General features: G+C 74.1%; 14 protein-coding genes. 12 read left to right on the top strand and 2 right to left on the bottom strand.

Features of this window, described 5'->3' with window-relative positions; translation table 11 throughout:
• Nucleotides 1-117 precede the first annotated feature (117 nt).
• Nucleotides 118-291 carry a hypothetical protein gene (locus tag OHA86_RS08750; protein WP_329173884.1) on the bottom strand — a complete coding sequence of 58 codons (174 nt, stop codon included), beginning with the start codon at nucleotides 289-291 and terminating at the stop codon, nucleotides 118-120.
• Nucleotides 292-525: 234 nt separating this feature from the next.
• Between OHA86_RS08750 and OHA86_RS08745 the strand changes: the two genes are divergently transcribed.
• From OHA86_RS08745 to OHA86_RS08730, 4 genes are all read left to right on the top strand, one after another.
• The gene (locus OHA86_RS08745; protein WP_329173883.1) at nucleotides 526-1,179 is read left to right on the top strand and encodes a response regulator transcription factor; all 654 of its coding nucleotides are present in this window, start codon (nucleotides 526-528) and stop codon (nucleotides 1,177-1,179) included.
• 4 nt (nucleotides 1,180-1,183) lie between these two features.
• Entirely contained in the window at nucleotides 1,184-2,443 is a 1,260-nt protein-coding gene (locus OHA86_RS08740; protein ID WP_329173881.1) for a sensor histidine kinase, read from the top strand.
• Between the two features lie 453 nt (nucleotides 2,444-2,896).
• On the top strand, nucleotides 2,897-3,196 hold the full coding sequence (locus OHA86_RS08735; RefSeq protein WP_033173914.1) for a DUF4193 domain-containing protein: 300 nt from the start codon (nucleotides 2,897-2,899) through the stop codon (nucleotides 3,194-3,196).
• Nucleotides 3,197-3,201: 5 nt separating this feature from the next.
• Nucleotides 3,202-4,035 (top strand): hypothetical protein, encoded by an 834-nt coding sequence (locus OHA86_RS08730; protein ID WP_443071675.1) that lies wholly within the window; start codon nucleotides 3,202-3,204, stop codon nucleotides 4,033-4,035.
• A gap of 28 nt (nucleotides 4,036-4,063) precedes the next feature.
• Here OHA86_RS08730 and OHA86_RS08725 read toward each other — a convergent pair whose 3' ends face one another.
• Nucleotides 4,064-4,519: a DUF3093 domain-containing protein gene (locus OHA86_RS08725; protein WP_329173880.1), complete on the bottom strand. Its 456-nt coding sequence runs from the start codon at nucleotides 4,517-4,519 to the stop codon at nucleotides 4,064-4,066.
• 79 nt (nucleotides 4,520-4,598) lie between these two features.
• On the opposite strand from OHA86_RS08725, the gene OHA86_RS08720 reads away from it, so the two are divergent.
• From OHA86_RS08720 to OHA86_RS08685, 8 genes are all read left to right on the top strand, one after another.
• On the top strand, nucleotides 4,599-5,204 hold the full coding sequence (locus OHA86_RS08720; protein WP_329173879.1) for a PaaI family thioesterase: 606 nt from the start codon (nucleotides 4,599-4,601) through the stop codon (nucleotides 5,202-5,204).
• Entirely contained in the window at nucleotides 5,201-5,725 is a 525-nt protein-coding gene (dut, locus tag OHA86_RS08715) for a dUTP diphosphatase (RefSeq protein WP_329173877.1), read from the top strand. The genes OHA86_RS08720 and dut overlap by 4 nt, the downstream gene beginning before the upstream one ends.
• Nucleotides 5,726-5,727: 2 nt before the next feature.
• Nucleotides 5,728-6,501, top strand: coding sequence for a DUF3710 domain-containing protein (locus OHA86_RS08710; protein WP_329173876.1), 774 nt, complete (start codon nucleotides 5,728-5,730; stop codon nucleotides 6,499-6,501).
• Nucleotides 6,502-6,741: 240 nt separating this feature from the next.
• Nucleotides 6,742-10,074, top strand: a complete 3,333-nt coding sequence (locus OHA86_RS08705; protein WP_329173875.1) for an ABC transporter permease — start codon at nucleotides 6,742-6,744, stop codon at nucleotides 10,072-10,074.
• Nucleotides 10,071-12,968: an FtsX-like permease family protein gene (locus tag OHA86_RS08700; protein WP_329173874.1), complete on the top strand. Its 2,898-nt coding sequence runs from the start codon at nucleotides 10,071-10,073 to the stop codon at nucleotides 12,966-12,968. The genes OHA86_RS08705 and OHA86_RS08700 overlap by 4 nt, the downstream gene beginning before the upstream one ends.
• Nucleotides 12,969-13,042: 74 nt before the next feature.
• Entirely contained in the window at nucleotides 13,043-14,029 is a 987-nt protein-coding gene (locus OHA86_RS08695; protein ID WP_329173873.1) for an ABC transporter ATP-binding protein, read from the top strand.
• Nucleotides 14,030-14,052: 23 nt separating this feature from the next.
• On the top strand, nucleotides 14,053-14,775 hold the full coding sequence (locus OHA86_RS08690; protein ID WP_329182317.1) for an ABC transporter ATP-binding protein: 723 nt from the start codon (nucleotides 14,053-14,055) through the stop codon (nucleotides 14,773-14,775).
• 250 nt (nucleotides 14,776-15,025) lie between these two features.
• Nucleotides 15,026-17,566 (top strand): sensor histidine kinase KdpD, encoded by a 2,541-nt coding sequence (locus OHA86_RS08685; protein WP_329173872.1) that lies wholly within the window; start codon nucleotides 15,026-15,028, stop codon nucleotides 17,564-17,566.
• Nucleotides 17,567-17,606: the final 40 nt, after the last annotated feature.

Below are 17,606 nucleotides of genomic sequence, written 5' to 3'. Positions count from 1 at the left end.
GGGCGGCCAGACGAGCCCGGGGCGCGGGCCCGCGCCCCGGACCTGGCCGGGCCGCCCAGGACCCGGGCATGCGAACGCCCCGGCTCCCTCCAGGGGCCGGGGCGTGCGGCTCGGGGGTCAGGCGACCTTGGGCCGTACGTCCACGCCGTGCTCCGCTGCGAGCCTGCGCAGATCGTCCAGCTCGCCCTGCTCGACCTCGGCGAGGAATTCGTCGCCCGTCTCCCGCGCCCTGCGCAGGTCGGACTCCGTGCTGTGTATGCGCTGCAGGATTCCGGTGGTGAACGCGTCCATATGGCGCCCCCTCGTCGTCTCCGTTGACACGGGGAATGTGTCAAGCCAGATGCCGCGCGCGACAACGCGCGGCAGGCGTAGTGGGTGGGTGTTCAGTCGTCCTCCCCGCCGTGCCCGCGGGGGAAACCTCACCGACCCGGGGGAAATTCCGCGGTCCGCGCACTTACCGCCGATTTACCCCTGCCAGGTGCAGGATGGTGGAGCATTCCCACAGCTCACGGAAGGAACAGCGCCTTGCGCGTACTGGTCGTCGAGGACGAGCAACTGCTCGCTGATGCGGTTGCCACCGGCCTTCGCCGCGAGGCCATGGCCGTCGACGTGGTCTACGACGGCGGCGCCGCCCTGGAGAGGATCGGTGTCAACGACTACGACGTGGTCGTACTGGATCGTGACCTCCCGGTCGTGCACGGTGACGACGTGTGCCGGCAGATCGTCGAGCTGGGGCTGCCCACCCGGGTGCTGATGCTCACCGCCGCCGGCGACGTCAGCGACCGCGTCGAGGGCCTGGAGCTGGGCGCCGACGACTACCTGCCCAAGCCGTTCGCCTTCACCGAGCTGACCGCCAGGGTCCGCGCGCTCGGCCGGCGGACGACCGCGGCCCTGCCGCCGGTGCTGGAGCGCTCCGGCATCCGGCTCGACCCCAACCGGCGCGAGGTGTCCAGGGACGGCGCCGAGGTGCACCTGGCGCCCAAGGAATTCGCCGTGCTCGAGGTGCTGATGCGCAGCGAGGGCTCGGTGGTCTCGGCGGAGCAGCTGCTGGAGAAGGCCTGGGACGAGAACACCGACCCGTTCACCAACGTCGTGCGGGTCACCGTGATGACACTGCGGCGCAAGCTCGGCGAGCCACCGGTGATCGTCACCGTGCCCGGCTCGGGTTACCGGATCTGATCGCGTGGCCACCGCGTCCCCCTCCTCCCCTCCGCCCTCCGCTCCCCACGCCCCGCCGCGCCCCCCGTGGGACCCGCACCCCACCGACGGCCAGCCGCCGTGGCTGCGGCCGACCATCCGCATACGCCTGACCGTGCTGTACGGCGGCATGTTCCTGATCGCCGGGGTGCTGCTGCTGTGGATCATCTACCTGCTGGCCGCGCAGGCCATCCGGCAGGGCAGCGAGCTGCCCTTCAAGATCATCCAGGCCAATATCCAGCCGATCGACTGCCCGGCGCTGCCGTCCAGCGGACAGAGCACCGAGCAGGAGTTCATGGCCGCGCTCAACAGCTGTATGCAGCACCAGCGCGACCTGGCGCTCAACACCATGCTCAAGCGCTCGCTGCTGGCCCTGATCGGCCTCGCGGTGGTCGCCTTCGCCTTCGGCTTCGTCATGGCGGGCCGGGTACTGGCCCCGCTGGGCCGGATCACCCGTACCGCCCGCAGCGTGGTCAGCTCCGACCTCAAGCGCCGGATCGAGCTGGACGGCCCCGACGACGAGCTGAAAGAGCTGGCCGACACCTTCGACGAGATGCTGGACCGGCTGGAGCGCTCCTTCGACGCGCAGCGCCGCTTCGTGGCGAACGCCTCGCACGAGCTGCGCACCCCGCTGGCCATCAACCGCACCCTGCTGGAGGTCCAGCTCTCCGACCCCGACGCGTCGCAGGACCTGCAACAGCTCGGCAAGACCCTGCTGTCCACCAACGAACGCAGCGAGCAGTTGGTGGAGGGCCTGCTGCTGCTGGCCCGCAGCGACAACGAGATCATCGACCGCAAACCCGTGGACCTGGCGGAGGCCGCCTCCCAGGCACTGGACCAGACCCGCGCCGAGGCCCAGTCCAGGGGCGTGGAGCTGCGCTCCGAGCTGGCGCCCGCGGTGGTGCAGGGCAACGGCGTGCTGCTGGAGCGGATCGCGCTGAACCTGGTGCAGAACGCGGTGCGCTACAACGTGCCGGCGGACGGCTGGGTGACGGTCGGCACCGAGGTCCGCGGCGGCCACGCGCTGATCCTGGTGGCCAACACGGGACCGATCGTCCCGGCATACGAGATCGACAATCTTTTCGAGCCGTTCCGGCGGCTGCGGACCGAGCGCACCGGCAGCGACAAGGGCGTCGGGCTCGGGCTGTCCATCGCCCGGTCGGTCGCCAGGGCGCACGGCGGAGTGATCAGCGCGGAGCCGCGGGAGGGCGGTGGCCTGCTCATGCGGGTCGCGATCCCGGTCTGAGTGGCGGCCGGAAGCCGCCGTGGAGCACTGTGAACCGCGTCACGCCGACGGCCCAGGACCGGGGCGGCCCGCCCGGCCGCTGTTCGCTTTGCGAGTAATTTCGCGATCTGTGCCGCGCCCGGACGGGTTGTGATCGATCGCACACACGATTTCCCCATCGCCTACACTCAGTGATCAAGACATTGGGAAAAAGACCGGAAAATCCATGTTTCCGCAGGTCATGATCACGGGAAGTACACGTACTGGCGGCTGCGGCGGATTCATTCCCGGCCATCGCAGACCATGATCGGCCACCCGTGTGATCACCCCTTCGGGGGCGACGCTGGGTGTCGATTGAGTAACAGGCCTTGATGTGAGGCAAAATCTCCGCCTCAGGTCGGGCACAAGTCCGGCCTCCCGCGCGTTACGTGCGCTGGAGACACCGCAGACACCCACAGGGGGAGAGCGAAAAACATGGCTACTGATTACGACACCCCACGCAAGACCGACGATGATGTCAACGAGGACAGCATCGAAGAGCTGAAGGCCAGGCGGAACGAGAAGTCGACCTCCGCGGTCGACGTCGACGAGTTCGACCAGGCCGAGTCCCTCGAACTGCCCGGCGCCGACCTCTCCAACGAGGAGCTGTCGGTCCGCGTCCTGCCCCGCCAGGCGGACGAGTTCACCTGCATGAGCTGCTTCCTGGTGCACCACAGGAGCCAGCTCGCGTCGGAGAAGAACGGCAATCCGATCTGCCGCGACTGCGCGGCCTGATCCGTGTGACCGGCGTGCCGGAAGGCCGTGAGGGCGCCGAGCGAGGCCGTGCGGCCTCGCTCGCGGCCACGACCGCCCGCGGCCTCGGCCGGGGCGTCAGATACGGCGTGAACGGTGTGAGCGGCGGCGCCCGCAGGGGCGGCGGCGTCGCGAAAGCAGGGATCGGTACGGTCGCCGAGCGGCTGATCGAGGTGGCACCCCGCATTCCGGTGCGGGACCTGGCGACCCTGCGCCGGCAGTTCCCCGGGCTCGGTCCCGAGGAGATCGCGGACCGGCTGGTCGCCGCCGCGGTCAAGGGCACCATGACGGTCGGCGCCGGTATCGGCGCCGCCGCGATGCTGCCCAATCCGCCGGCCATGCCGGCGGAGCTGACGGCCGAGACGCTGGGCGTGGCGGCCATCGAGTACAAGCTCATCGCCGAGCTGCACGAGGTCTACGGACTGCGCGTCCCCGGCGGCGCCCGCGAGCGGGCGACCGCCTATCTGTGGTCGTGGACCGAGCAGCGCGGTATCGATGTGCTGAAGCTGTCCACCGCCAATGTCGCGCTGGGCAGCAGCATGAAGCGGGAGATGCGGCAGCGTCTGCTGCGCCGGACCCTGCGCAACGCACCTACCCTGACCCCGTTCATGATCGGCGCGGCCGTCGGCGCGGTGATGAACCGCCGCGACACCCGCAAGCTCGCCGAGCGCATCCGCCGCGACCTGCGCGCCGCGCAGTTCCCCTGGCCGGAAGTGCCCGCGGCCGAGCCCGACTCCGAGCCGTACCCCGGGATCGGCGACGACGCCGGCCCGGACGGCATCCCCGAGATCGGTCAGCCGGGACCGACCGGCCGGCACTGACCCGCCGGGACCCGCCGGCAGGCACCGGCTAGCCGGCGTCCGCCGTCCTGACCGCGTCGAGCGCCGCGGCCAGCCGCTGCGGTGAACGCGTCGACAGATACACGTACGGCGTCGGGTCCGCCGGATCGGTCACCTCGACCTTGAGCGCGGTCGGCACGTAGGAGCGCAGCAGCATGAAGGCCCGCGGGTCCGCCTTGTGGGACCGCCACGCCACCGTCTGCTCCGGGTCGAGCACCGTGGCGGCGCCCAGCGCCGTCACCGGGATCCGCGCCTTGCCCGCGACCAGCGAACCGGCCACCACCCTGATCCGGGCCGACCCGTAGGAACTGACCGCCATCAGCGCCAGCGCACCCCCGCCGACCAGGCCGGCCAGCAGCGGCAGCGGGCCGAACGGGAGCAGGATCAGCGCCACCGCCACACCCACGGCGATGGCCAGGAACCACCAGGATCGCGGGACGGTGAGGCGTTCGTCGTAAGGCTGCATGGCACCAGACTGCCATGCGCCGCGGGCGGACCCGCGGGCACGGCGGGGCGGGACAGCCCAGGGGGGTAGGGTCTCGGGCGTGAGTGCAGCCACGACATCCCCGAGTGAAGGACGGCCGGCCCTGAAGCCGCCGCCCGATGCCGCCGCTCCGGTACGGCACCCCGACGCCCCCGCGCCGGGCGAACTGCTGGGCGCCCACTACGACCAGTGCTTCGGCTGCGGCGAGACCCAGCCGCACGGACTGCATCTGGCGTCCAGGGCGGGCGAAGGCGTCAGCCTCACCGCCGAGTTCACCGTGCAGCCCGCCCACCAGGGCGCCCCGGGGCTCGCGCACGGCGGGGTGCTGGTCTCCGCGCTCGACGAGACGCTGGGCGCGCTGAGCTGGCTGCTGCGGGTCATCGCGGTCACCGGCCGGCTGGAGACGGACTTCGTCCTCCCGGTACCGGTCGGCACCACCCTGTACCTGTCGGCCCGCTGCACCGCGGTGGCCGGCCGGAAGATCTACAGCAGCGCCGAGGGCCGGATCGGCGGCCCCGACGGGCCGGTGGCGGTCCGCGCCGACGCCCTCTTCGTGGAGGTCAAGGTCGACCACTTCACCGCCCACGGCCGGCCCGAGGAGATCCAGGCCGCGATGGCCGACCCGGACCAGGTCAAGGTCGCCCGCGCCTTCGAGGTGAACCCGTGACCCGGCCCCCGGTGGACGTGCTGCTGCGCCGCCTCGACGACTCCGTGCCGGTGCCCTCCTACGGCCACCCCGGGGACGCCGGCGCCGACCTGATCACCACCGAGGCGGCCGAGTTGGCGCCCGGCGAGCGGATCGTCCTGCCCACCGGAATCTCCATCGCGCTGCCCGACGGCTACGCGGCCTTCGTGCACCCCCGCTCCGGCCTTGCCGCGCGCTGCGGTGTGGCCATGGTGAATGCCCCGGGAACGGTGGATGCCGGGTACCGTGGAGAGATCAAGGTGATCGTGGTCAATCTGGACCCGCGCGAGACCGTGCGGTTCGCCAAGGGCGACCGGATCGCCCAACTGGTCGTCCAGCAGGTCGAGCGGGTCCGCTTCCACGAAGTGGCGGAGCTGCCCGGCTCTGCCAGGGCCGCGGGGGGCTTCGGCTCCACGGGGGGTCATGCCGCGGTGGAGACGCCGTCGGCTGACACGTCCAGATACGGATACGCATCGGTCGTAGCAGACCGGGAAGGACAGTGACCGTGTTCCGTCGTCGCAAGGAGCGCGAAGACGCCCTCGACGAGCTCGATGAGGCCGTCGAGGCCGAGGACGAGCTGGCCGAGGACACCAAGGAGTCGGACGACTCCGGTGACTCCAACCGGTACAACCTTCCGCCCGCGCCCCGGCCCGACGGGCCGTGGGACGTGAGCGAGGTCAGGGAGCCCGGCGACGGCCGGGTGGATCTCGGCGGACTGTTCGTGCCCGGGGTCGAGGGCATGGAGCTGCGGGTGGAGGTGGCGGGCGAGTCGATCGTCGCCGCCACTGTGGTGCTGCGGGACAGCGCCGTCCAGCTGCAGGCGTTCGCCGCGCCCAAGTCCGAGGGGATCTGGGGCGAGGTGCGCGAGGAGATCGCCTCCGGCATCACCCAGCAGGGCGGTGTCGTCGACGAGGTCGAGGGCCCGCTGGGCTGGGAGCTGCGCGCCCAGGTGCCGGTGCAGCTGCCGGACGGCACCAACGGTGTGCAGCTGGTGCGCTTCGTCGGCTGCGACGGGCCCCGCTGGTTCCTGCGCGGGGTCATCTCCGGGCAGGGCGCGGTGCAGCCCGCCGCCGCCGGAGTGCTGGAGTCGGTCTTCCAGGACACTGTGGTGCTGCGCGGCGACTCCCCGATGGCGCCGCGCGACCCGATCGTGCTCAAGCTGCCCAACGACGCGCAGATGGTGCCGGACGGCGCCGCGCCCGAGCAGCAGGAGCCGTCGAAGTTCGGTGACGGTATCGACCCGATGCGCCGCGGCCCGGAGATCACCGAGCTGCACTGACCTCGCGGTCCTCACACACGGCCCGGACCTGGGACGACAGGTCCGGGCCGCAGTGCGTCCCGGCCCGGGAACCGCCACCATTGCGACGGTGATGCAAGAACGCGGCAAGAAATTTGCGGTAAGCGGAAAATGAGCTACCGGTTTGCCGAAACTCTTGCACAGCATAAACCCCGCCACTACCGTCGGCGCCCGGGTGGTCGCACGGCCTTCCACGGGGGGCTCGGCGGGGAGGCGCGGTACATGGCGACGGATGTACGGGCGCGGCGGCGACAGCGCGGCGGTCCCGCCGCCCCGGCGGCCGTCCGCGGCGGAACCCACCACCTGGTCGTCCTGGTCGCCGCCGCGCTCGCGATCCTGCTGTCCGCGACGGTGCTGGCCGCCCTGGCCGCGCTCGCCGACCACTCCGTCGAAAGCGCCGTCCAACGCCGGCTGACCGGCGACCCGGACACCGCCGTCGATGTGATGGGCGCATACCGGGCGCAGGACATGGCGGCCGGCGACACGGCCGTACGCGCCTCGCTCGACCGGGTGTTCGGCGATGTGCCGCACCGCACCTACACCGCGCTGCGCGCCCCCGCCTCGCTGTCCTCCGAATACTCCGTCGTCCGCGACGACGGCACCGCCACCGGCACCTCCACCGTCGTGATCGCGCTGCCCGACCCGGCCGGCCACGCCCGGCTGATCTCCGGCAGCTGGCCGAAGGCGACCGGCGGCGGGCCCGTACAGGTCGCGCTCACCCAGGTCGCCGCCGCCCGTCTCGGCCTTGGCGTGGGCAGCACCTTCCGGCTCCAGGTCGGCCTCCAGCGGATGGCGATGACGCTGTCCGGCAGCTATCTGCCCGCGACCGCCGACCCCGGCGTCCTGGCCGGCCTGACCAGCTCCTTCGGCACCACGGACAGCCTCGCCATGATCGCCCCGGGCGCTTTCACCGCGCTGCCCGGCATCACGGCCGACGCGGTCGCGGCCTGGTTCGCCGCCCCCGACACCTCCCGGCTGCACCTGGGCCAGATCGGGCCGCTGCGCGACCGGGTCGCCCGCTTCTCCAGCAGCGACACCGCCATCTCGGTCTTCCGGAACGAGCCGCCCGCCCTCGCGCGGGTCTTCACCACCTCCGGGCTGCCCGACGTCCTCGACGCCCTGTCCGCGCCGATGGCCGTCGCCCGCGCCGGGATGTACATCCCCGCGGCCCTGCTCGCCGCCCTGGCCACCGCGGCCCTGGCGCTGACCGCCCGTCAGCTCGCCCAGGCCAGGGCGACCGAGATCGCCCTGAGGGGCGCTCGCGGGGCCGGCACCGCACGCCTTGTCGCCGCCGCCGCCGCGCAATGGGCGCTGGTCGCGGTGCCCGCGGCAATGGCCGCGCCCTTCCTCGCGGGACCGCTGCTCGCCGGGCTGCACCGCGCGGGACTGCTGCACGGCGACATCCCGTCCTCCGGCGCCACCGCCGTCGGCTGGACCGCGGCCCTGCTGGCCCTCGCGGTGCACGGCGTCGCGGTGCTCGTGCCCACCGCCCGCCAGGCCGCCGACCACCGGGCGGGCATGCGGCTGCGGCTGCGCGGCGCCAGGGCCGCCGCCTTCCAGCGGGCCGGCACCGATGTGGCGCTCGCCGCGGTCGCCGTGGCGGGCTGGCTCGAACTGCGGCACTACAGGACCCCGGTGGCCGGCGGGGGAGTCAGCGGCACCTCGGTCGACCCGGTGCTGATCCTCACTCCGGTCCTGATGACCGCCGCCGCGACCCTGCTCTCGCTGCGGCTGCTGCCGCTGACCGCACCGCTGATCGACCGGGCCGCCCGGCGCGCGGCCGGCTTCGTCCTGCCGCTCGGCGGCTGGCAGATCGGCCGCAGGGCCGCCCGGCACACCGGCCCCGCCCTGCTGATGACGCTGGCGCTCGCGGTGGGCGCGCTCGGCGTGACCGCGCTGGCCATCCTCGACCGCAGCGCCCACGACCAGGCGGCCTTCGACGTCGGCGGCGACCTGCGGGTGGCCGCGCCCGCGCAGTCCGTCGGCGCCGTCCCGCCGACCGCTCAGCGGCACGGCGTCTACGCGGCGCTGCCCGGCGCCACCGCGGTCACCCCGGTCACCGACCTGCCGCTGAACCGCGGCCAGCAGGCGCTGTCCGCCGAGGGCGTCAACACCTCGGCGGCCACCGGCGCCCAGGGCTCCGGAGGCGGCGGGACCCTGCCGGCGATCCGCCCCGACCTGACCGGCGAACCGGCCGCCGGCCTGCTGGCCGGACTCGGCGCCGCGATCCCCGACCACGGCTTCACCGTCCCCGGCCGGCCCGCCGAACTGCCGCTGACCGTACGGCTGTCGGCCGGCGGCAGGGGGCCGTACGTCCCGGTGGTCCTCACCGTCTCCGTCGAGGACGCGGACGGCCTGCCCGACCACCTGACCGTGCGACTGCCGGTCACGGACGGCACGCCGTACGACGTCCGTGTGCCGCTCACCTTCGCCGGGCACGCCGGTGCCGCCCGGCACTATCCGCTGCGGATCATCGGCCTGTCGCTGAGCATCCGCTTCCCGCACGTCCGCCGCGACTACCGGCTGGAGATCGGCTCGGACGCCGCTCCGCAGGGCGCCCTGTGGCGCGACCTGAGCAACCCCGTCTACTCGCGGGCCGGCTGCGACGGCTACCGGACGGCCATGGAGACCGCCCCAGGGCCGCACCTGTGCACCAGCAAGCGGGTGCCGGGGCAGCTGTTCTCCGGCACCCTGCGCGGCCCGGACCCCGCCGTGTGGCCGCCGCGCTGGGACATGACGCTCGGCCCGGTGCCCGCGGCCGGGCAGCCCCCGGTGCCCGCGCTGGCCGACGCCACGCTCCAGGCCACCGGGGAATTCGACACCGGTGCCGTGGTGGCGCTCAACGGCGGCCCCGGGGTGGACATCACGGTCAAGGTGATCGGGCGGATCACCGCGGTACCCGGCTTCGACCGCTCGCACGGCCGGCTGCTGGTCGATTCGCGCGCGATGGCCGCCGCCCTCATCGCGACCGGCAACGACCCGCCCTCCGACGACTTCTGGCTGCTGTCCACCCGGCACGGCGACTCGGGCCCGGCCGCCGCGGCCCTGCGCCGCGACCCCGCGGCGGGCACCGGCACCACCGTGCCGCAGGCGGCCCGGCGGACAGCCGACGACCCGCTGCGGCGCGGCACCCACGCGGCCCTGGTGCTCGCCCTGGTCCTGGCCCCGGCCTTCGCGGTCGTCGGCTTCACCCTGCACACCGCGATGTCGGCCCGGCAGCGGCGCGGCGAATTCGCCCTGCTGCGCGCCATCGGGGTACGGAAACGCCAGCTCGCCGCGCTGCTGTGGACCGAACAGCTGGGCCTCGCCCTGCTCGCCGTCGTGGTCGGCACCGCGCTCGGCGCCGCCCTCGCGGTCGTGGTCACCCCGCTGGTCAGCGTGGACGCCACCGGGGCGCCGATCGTGCCCGGCCTGACGGTGACGGTGCCGTGGCTGAAGGTGGCCGCGGTCGCGGTGGGCACCGCGCTGCTGATCGTCACCGCGGTCACCGCACTGGCCAGGACCTTCGCCCGGGTGGATCTCGTACGCGTGCTCAGGGCGGGGGACGAGGGATGACCACCAAGGACGGCGCTCGCGGGCGGGCCCCCCGACAGTGGCGGCTGCGGCCGGGCTCCGGGGTGCGCGACCCGGCGCTGCGCCGCGAGGCCCGCGCTGAACTGCCGCTGCTGGCCTGCCTGACCGCGGTGGTCGCGCTGCTCGCGCTGATCACCGCCGCCGGGCCGCCGCTGCTCGACCGCTGGGCGGGCGACGCGCTGCGCGCCCGTTTCGCCACCGCCCGGCAGACCGACGCCGTGATCCGGCACAGCGTCAGCCTGCACCGCGACGAGACGGAACCGCCGCCCGACCCGTCCACCGCGAGGGTCGGCCGCGACCTCGCCCAGGCCACCGCGGGGCTGCTCGCGTCCGCCAGGCCGCCGCTGTCCTCGCTCCTCGTGCACGACTCCACCCGGGTCGAGGTGCCGGTGCTCAGCAGCAGCACCGGCGCGGGCCGCCTGGAGCTGGGCCTGCTCTACGCCGACGACGCGCCCGCCGCCTCGGCGTATGCGCAGGGCGTCCCGCCGGGCCCGCCGGACCTGACCTCGCCGATCCCGGTGGCCTTCTCCACCGCGGCCCGCGACGCCCTGCACCTGACCGTCGGGCAGCGCTTCCACCTCTCGCCCGCGGTCGGCAGCTTCGACACCGACGCCGTGGTGAGCGGCTTCTTCACCCCGCCCGCCGACGCCACCACCCCGCTGTGGCACGAGGAGGCCCTGCTGGCACGGCCCGCGCGGACCGACGGGCTGTGGCGGTCGCAGGCGGTGATGAACGCGGCGTCGATCGACGCGCTCCAGCAGAGCACCCGCGGCCAAGGCCGCGATGTGGTCGTGCAGTGGCGCAGCTCGATCCGGCTGACCGCCGACCAGGCGACCCGCTTCGCCACCGACAACGGGCTGCGGCAGTTGCAGAACGCCGCCGACAGCTACACGGCCGCCGTGGGCAAGGACTACTGCCCCCCGCCGGACGACCTGATGGCCGCGGCCTGCCGGATCGGCCGGCACACCACCACCGACCTGGCCACCACCGACGACCTCCCCGACCTGGTCGCACCCTTCGCCCGTGCCCGCGGACAGGCCCGCACCCTGGAGTCGTTCGCCCTCGCGGGCCTGATCGCGGTGGGCCTGGCCACCGTCGTCGTCACCGCCCGCCTCGCCGTCCACCGCAGGGCCGCCGCCCAGGCGCTGCAACGCGCGCGCGGCGCCTCCGCGACCGACCTGGCGCTGGTACGGCTGGTGCAGACCGCGCCCGCCGCGCTGCTCGGGGTGGCGCTGGGGATCGGCGCGGCCAGGCAGGCCGCGCCACCGGGCGGCGGACTCGGCGGCCTGGCCCCCGCGCTGGCCGTCGCCGCCCTCGCCTGGCTCACCCTGCCGGCGCTCACCCTGGCAGCGGCCAGGGACCGCGGCAGCCGTACGGGCCGCCCGCCGGCCGTCCGCAGGCCCGTCGTGGAGGCGGCCGTGCTGCTGCTCGCCGCGGCCGGTGTGCTGATGCTGCGTGCGCACGGCGCCGGCTCCGGCGGTCTCGACGTGCAGCTGGCGGTGGTGCCCGCGCTGCTCGGCGCCGCCACCGTGGTGCTGCTGGTCCGGATCTACCCGCTGCCGCTGCGGCTGCTGTCCCGCGCCGCGGGCGCCCGCCGCGGCGCCGTGCCGCTGATCGCGCTGTCCCGCGCCGCCCGCGAGGCGCCCGGCCACGCGCTCGCCCTGCTGGTGCTGGTCACCACGCTGTCCACCGCCGTCTTCGGCGGCCTGGTGGCCCGTACGGTCGCCGACGGCAGCAGGACCGCGGCCGTGTGGAGCGCGGGCGCCGACGCCGTGGTGATCGGGGCGGGCAAGGACGGCACCGCGGAGAAGTCCCTGACCGACGTCGCGGGCGTGCGGCGGGCCACCGTCGTACGCAGCGTGGTCAACCAGCTCACCAGCGACAGCGACGGCGCCCGCTACAGCACCACCCGCGTGGCCGGCGTCGACGCCGACGTGCTCGGATCCGCCGCCCCCGGATCCGCCGCCGCCCGCGCCCTGAAGGCGGCCGGCCTCGCGGGCCGCCCGGCGCCCGCGCCGGTCAAGGGGCGTTGGGTCCTGCCCGCGCTGGCCACCGGCGACTTCGCCGGCGGCCGGATCGGCGACACCTATGCCACGACCCTGCGCAACGGCACCGTCGCCTTCCGGATCGTCGGCGCCCTGCCGGAGGACACCCGGCGCGACCCTGCGCTCGGCCCGCTGCTCAGCGTCTACCAGCACGACGCGGGGCGCGGCGAGAGCAAGGACAGCGCGACCGCCGTCGCCGCCGACAGCCCGCTGCTGCTGGTGGACTCCGCCGAGCTGACGATGCTCGGCGTCACCGAATTCTTCGACTCAGCCGTCCTGCTCTACGGCCCCCACCTGGACGCCGCCTCGCTGCGGGCGGCGGGACCGCGGATCACCGGGGCCGCGGGCGAGGTCAGGATCAAGGCCGCGGAGCTGGCCCTGGCCTCGCACGACGGCCTGCTGCGCGGCGTCCGGCGCGCCTACGCCGCCACCGCGGTGCTCGCCGTGCTCTTCGCGCTGGTCGCGCTGGTGCTCGAACTGCTGCTGTCGTCCAGGGACCGCGGGCGCACCGCCTCCCGGCTGCGCACCCTGGGCCTGCCGACCCGCGGCATCGCGGCGATGAACGTCCTGGAGCTGCTGCCGATGGCGCTGGCCGCCGTCGCGGGCGGCGTCGCGCTGGGCCTGGTGCTGCCCGGCATCCTCGGCCCCACCCTGACGCTGCGGGAATTCACCGGCGGACCTGCCGCGCCCGCCCTGCACACCGACTACGTGCTGACCGCGGGGCTCGGCCTGGGGCTGGCCGCCCTGATCGCCGCGGCCGTCGCCGCCGAGACCTGGGCGGGCCGCCGCCGCGGGCTCGGCGCCGTCCTGCGGCTGGGAGACGCCGTATGAGCGCACCTGACCGCCGCGGCGCAGCTATGAGCGCGCCGCACGACCGGACCGCCGGCACACCACGGGGAGACCGTATGACCGACCTCGCCGCCCTGCAGGCCCGCGCCCTGGCGAGGTCCGCTCCCGAGCCCGACGAGGGCCTGATCGTCTGCGACAACCTGGTGCGGGTCTACCGCACCGAGGGCGTCGAGGTGCAGGCGCTGCAAGGCCTGGACCTGACCGTGGAGGCCGGCGAGGTGCTGGCCGTCGTCGGTGCCTCGGGATCCGGCAAATCCACCTTGCTCGGCATCCTGTCCGGCCTCGACCTGCCGACCGCGGGCCGGGCCAGGGTCGCCCACCACGACCTGCTCGCGATGAAGCGCCGCGAGCGGCTGGACTACCGGCGCAGCACGGTCGGCTTCGTCTGGCAGCAGACCGGGCGCAATCTGCTGCCGTATCTGACGGCGCTGGAGAATGTGACGCTGCCGATGGGTTACGCCCGTATCCCGCGCGCCCAGCGCGCCGGGCGGGCCATGGAGCTGCTCGACCTGCTCGGCATCGCCGACTGCCGCGACCGCCGCCCCGGCGAGCTGTCCGGCGGCCAGCAGCAGCGCGTCGCCATCGCGGTGGCGGGCGCCAACACCCCCCGGGTGCTCTTCGCCGACGAGCCCACCGGCGAACTCGACACCGCCGGCGGCGAGGAGGTCTTCGCCGCCCTTCGCCGTACCAACGCCGAACTCGGCGTCACCGTCCTGATCGTTACCCACGACCCCGCGGTCTCGGAACAGGTCAGGCGTACGGTACGGATACGCGACGGCCGCACCGCGACCGAAGTGCTGCGCCCGTCCGCGGGCGGGGCGGGCGCGGAGGCGGGCGGCGCGGAGGAATACGCCGTGCTCGACCGGGTCGGCCGGCTCCAGCTGCCGCGGGAGTACACCGAGCGGTACGGGCTGCACCGCCGGGTCCGGCTGACCGCGGAGCCCGGCCACATCGGGGTGTGGCCCGACCGCGCCGCCGGGCAGGACGCGGCGGCCGGGCCGGGCGCGCAGGACCCCGGCGAGGGGGAGGGGGAGGACGAGTGAGCGACCAGGAAGGGGGCGCCCGGATGACCGAGCGGTCCGCCACGGCTGTGGCGACGGAACACACGACCGGCGAGATGGTGGTGGTCGAGGACCTGCGCCGTACCTACGGCAGCGGCGACACCGCCGTGCACGCGCTGCGCGGGGTGTCGTTCTCGGTGCCGCGCGGCGAACTGGTCGCCCTCAAGGGCCGCTCGGGCTCGGGCAAGACCACCGTGCTGAACTTGGTCGGCGGCCTGGACAGCCCCGACGGCGGCCGGATAGCCCTGGACGGCACCGACCTGGCGGGGCTCGGTGACGACGACCTGCTGGCGCTGCGCAGGGACCGGATCGGCTTCGTCTTCCAGTCCTTCGGCCTGATCCCCATCCTCACCGCGGCCGAGAACGTCGGGGTGCCGATGCGGCTGCGCAAGACGCCGCCGCGCGAGCGTGAGGAACGGGTGGCGCTGCTGCTCGCCCTGGTCGGCCTGGCCGACCATGCCGCCCAGCGCCCGGGCGAGCTGTCCGGCGGCCAGCAGCAGCGGGTCGCCATCGCCCGCGCGCTGGCCAACCGGCCCGACCTGATCATCGCCGACGAGCCCACAGGACAGCTCGACGCCGACACCGGACTCGCCGTGATGGAACTGCTGCGGGCGGTGGTCCGCAGCGAGGGAGTGACGGCGCTGGTCGCCACCCACGACAACCAGCTGCTCGCCCTGGCCGACCGGGTGCTCGAACTGCGCGACGGCCGGATCGTCTCCGACGCCTGAACCCGGATCGTGTCCGACACCTGAACCGCGCCCCTGACGCGGCACGGCCCGCTCCCCACGGGGGGAGCGGGCCGCGATGACGCAGGGCGAGGAAGAGTGCCGTTCCGGTGACCGCGGGCGCCGGGAAGCCGCGTTTCACCCGGTACATGGCGACGGCGTGGCCGTATACGCCGTCAAGACGGCGTCAAGGTGCGCCCGGACGGACTTCCGTGTCCGATGTGTCCGCTTCGGTCGATCTAAGGTCATAGGCATGGCACGCGGCACGTTGCGGATCTACCTGGGGGCCGCCCCCGGCGTGGGCAAGACCTACGCCATGCTCTCCGAGGCCCATCGGCGCGTCGAGCGTGGCACCGACCTGGTCATCGGCTATGTCGAGCACCACACACGGCCGCGCACCGAGGTGATGATGCACGGCCTGGAGGAGATCGCCCGCCGCGAGCACGACTACCGCGGCACCGCCTTCAGCGAGATGGACGTCGACGCGGTGCTGCGCCGGGCGCCGGAAGTGGCGCTGGTCGACGAGCTGGCCCACACCAATGTGCCGGGCTCGCGCAACGCCAAGCGCTGGCAGGACGTCGAGGAACTGCTCCAGGCCGGCATCGACGTGGTGTCCAACGTCAACATCCAGCACCTGGAGTCGCTCGGCGACGTCGTCGAGTCCATCACCGGGGTCCGGCAGCGCGAGACCGTGCCCGACGAGGTGGTCAGGCGCGCCGACCAGATAGAGCTGGTCGACATGTCGCCCCAGTCGCTGCGCCGCCGGATGGCGCACGGCAACATCTACGCCCCCGACAAGGTCGACGCGGCCCTGTCCAACTACTTCCGGCCGGGCAATCTGACCGCGCTGCGCGAGCTGGCGCTGCTGTGGACCGCGGACCGGGTGGACGAATACCTCAAGGAATACCGCGCCGAGCACCGGATATCCGCCGCCTGGCAGGCCCGCGAGCGGATCGTCGTCGGCCTGACCGGCGGACCCGAGGGCCGCACCCTGATCCGGCGGGCGGCCCGGATGGCGGCCAAGGGCTCGGGCAGCGAGATCCTGGCGGTGCACATCGTGCGCAGCGAGGGCCCGGTGTCGGGGTCGGCCAAGGAACTGGCCGTCCAGCGCACCCTGGTCGAGGACCTCGGCGGCTCCTTCCACCACGTCATCGGCGACGAGGTGCCCGACGCGCTGCTGGACTTCGCCCGGGGGGCCGACGCCACCCAGATCGTGCTCGGCAGCAGCCGCCGCAAGACCTGGCAGTACGCCTTCGGCCCCGGTGTCGGCAGCACCGTCGCCCGCGAGGCCGGCGACATCGACGTGCACATCGTCAGCCACGAACACGTCGCCAAGGGCCGCGGCCTGCCCGCCGCCCGCGGCGCCACCCTGGGCCGCTCCCGGGTCGTGGCGGGCTGGCTGACCGGTGTGGCGGGGCCGGTGCTGCTCGCGGTGGTGCTCACCCAGTGGCACCCCGGCATGGGCCAGGCCACCGACATGCTGCTCTTCCTGACCCTCACCGTGGCCGCGGCACTGGTCGGCGGCCTGCTGCCCGCGCTGGCGTCCGCGGTGGTCGGCTCGCTGCTGCTGAACTACTACTTCACCCGGCCCACCCACTCCTTCACCATCGCCCAGCCGGAGAACATCATCGCGATCGTGATCTTCGTGCTGGTCGGCGCGGCCGTCGCCTCCGTGGTCGACCTCGCAGCCCGGCGCACCCAGCAGGCCGCCCGGCTGCGGGCCGAGGCGGAGATCCTCTCCCACCTGGCCGGCAGTGTGCTGCGCGGCGAGAGCTCGCTCGACGCGCTGCTGGAAAGGGTCAGGGAGACCTTCGGGATGGACTCGGTGGTACTGCTGGAGCGGGAGGGCGAGCACGGCGCCTGGAAGTGCGCCGCGGCCGTCGGCGGCCTGCCCTGCGTACGCCCCGAGGACGCCGACGTGGAGGTGGCCGTCAACGACCGGCTCTCGCTGGCGCTGCTCGGCCGGGTGCTGCCCGCCTCCGACCGCCGGGTGCTGTCGGCCTTCGCCGCGCAGGCCGCGGTCGTGCTGGACCGCAAGCGGCTCGCCGACGAGGCCGGCCGGGCGCGGGAGCTGGCCGAGGGCAACCGGATACGCACCGCGCTGCTCGCCGCCGTGTCGCACGACCTGCGCACCCCGCTGGCCGGCATCAAGGCGTCGGTGTCCTCGCTGCGGTCCGCCGACGTCGCCTGGTCAGCGGAGGACGAGGCGGAGCTGCTGGCCGGCATCGAGGACGGCGCCGACCGGCTCGACCACCTGGTGGGCAATCTGCTGGACATGTCGCGGCTGCAGACCGGCACCGTCAACCCGCTGATCCGCGAACTGGACCTCGACGAGGTGGTGCCGATGGCCCTGGGCGGCGTCCCCGAGCCGAGTGTGACCCTGGACATCCCCGAGACGCTGCCGATGGTCGCCGTGGACCCCGGCCTGCTGGAGCGCAGCGTCGCCAACGTGGTGGAGAACGCCGTCAAGTACAGCCCGCCCGGCGCGACCGTCCTGGTGGCCGCCAGCGCCCTCGGCGACCGTGTCGAGGTCCGGGTGGCCGACCGCGGCCCCGGCGTACCGGACAGCGCCAAGGAGCAGATCTTCGAGCCCTTCCAGCGGTACGGCGACGCGCCGCGCGGCACCGGCGTGGGCCTCGGCCTCGCGGTCGCCCGCGGCTTCGCCGAGGCCATGGGCGGCACCCTGGTCGCCGAGGACACCCCGGGCGGCGGCCTGACCATGGTGCTCACTGTGCGGGCCGCGGCCGGCGGCCGGCCCGCCCGCCCCGATCTTCCCGCGACGGCGACCACATGAGCCGGCCGACGGCACAGGAGTCCGCGGGCGGCGGCGAGCA

The organism is Streptomyces sp. NBC_01477 (genome assembly GCF_036227245.1).
GTDB lineage: Bacteria > Actinomycetota > Actinomycetes > Streptomycetales > Streptomycetaceae > Actinacidiphila.
The sequence above is the reverse complement of the archived record's forward strand: the minus strand, read 5'-3'. Positions and strand labels throughout refer to the sequence as shown.

Coding starts and splice junctions, on each gene's coding strand:
- OHA86_RS08700 (WP_329173874.1), top strand. CDS start 10,071: ATGACCACCAAGGACGGCGCTCGCGGGCGGGCCCCCCGACAGTGGCGG.
- OHA86_RS08685 (WP_329173872.1), top strand. CDS start 15,026: ATGGCACGCGGCACGTTGCGGATCTACCTGGGGGCCGCCCCCGGCGTG.
- OHA86_RS08750 (WP_329173884.1), bottom strand. CDS start 291: ATGGACGCGTTCACCACCGGAATCCTGCAGCGCATACACAGCACGGAG.
- OHA86_RS08695 (WP_329173873.1), top strand. CDS start 13,043: ATGACCGACCTCGCCGCCCTGCAGGCCCGCGCCCTGGCGAGGTCCGCT.
- OHA86_RS08735 (WP_033173914.1), top strand. CDS start 2,897: ATGGCTACTGATTACGACACCCCACGCAAGACCGACGATGATGTCAAC.
- OHA86_RS08725 (WP_329173880.1), bottom strand. CDS start 4,519: ATGCAGCCTTACGACGAACGCCTCACCGTCCCGCGATCCTGGTGGTTC.
- OHA86_RS08690 (WP_329182317.1), top strand. CDS start 14,053: ATGACCGAGCGGTCCGCCACGGCTGTGGCGACGGAACACACGACCGGC.
- OHA86_RS08705 (WP_329173875.1), top strand. CDS start 6,742: ATGGCGACGGATGTACGGGCGCGGCGGCGACAGCGCGGCGGTCCCGCC.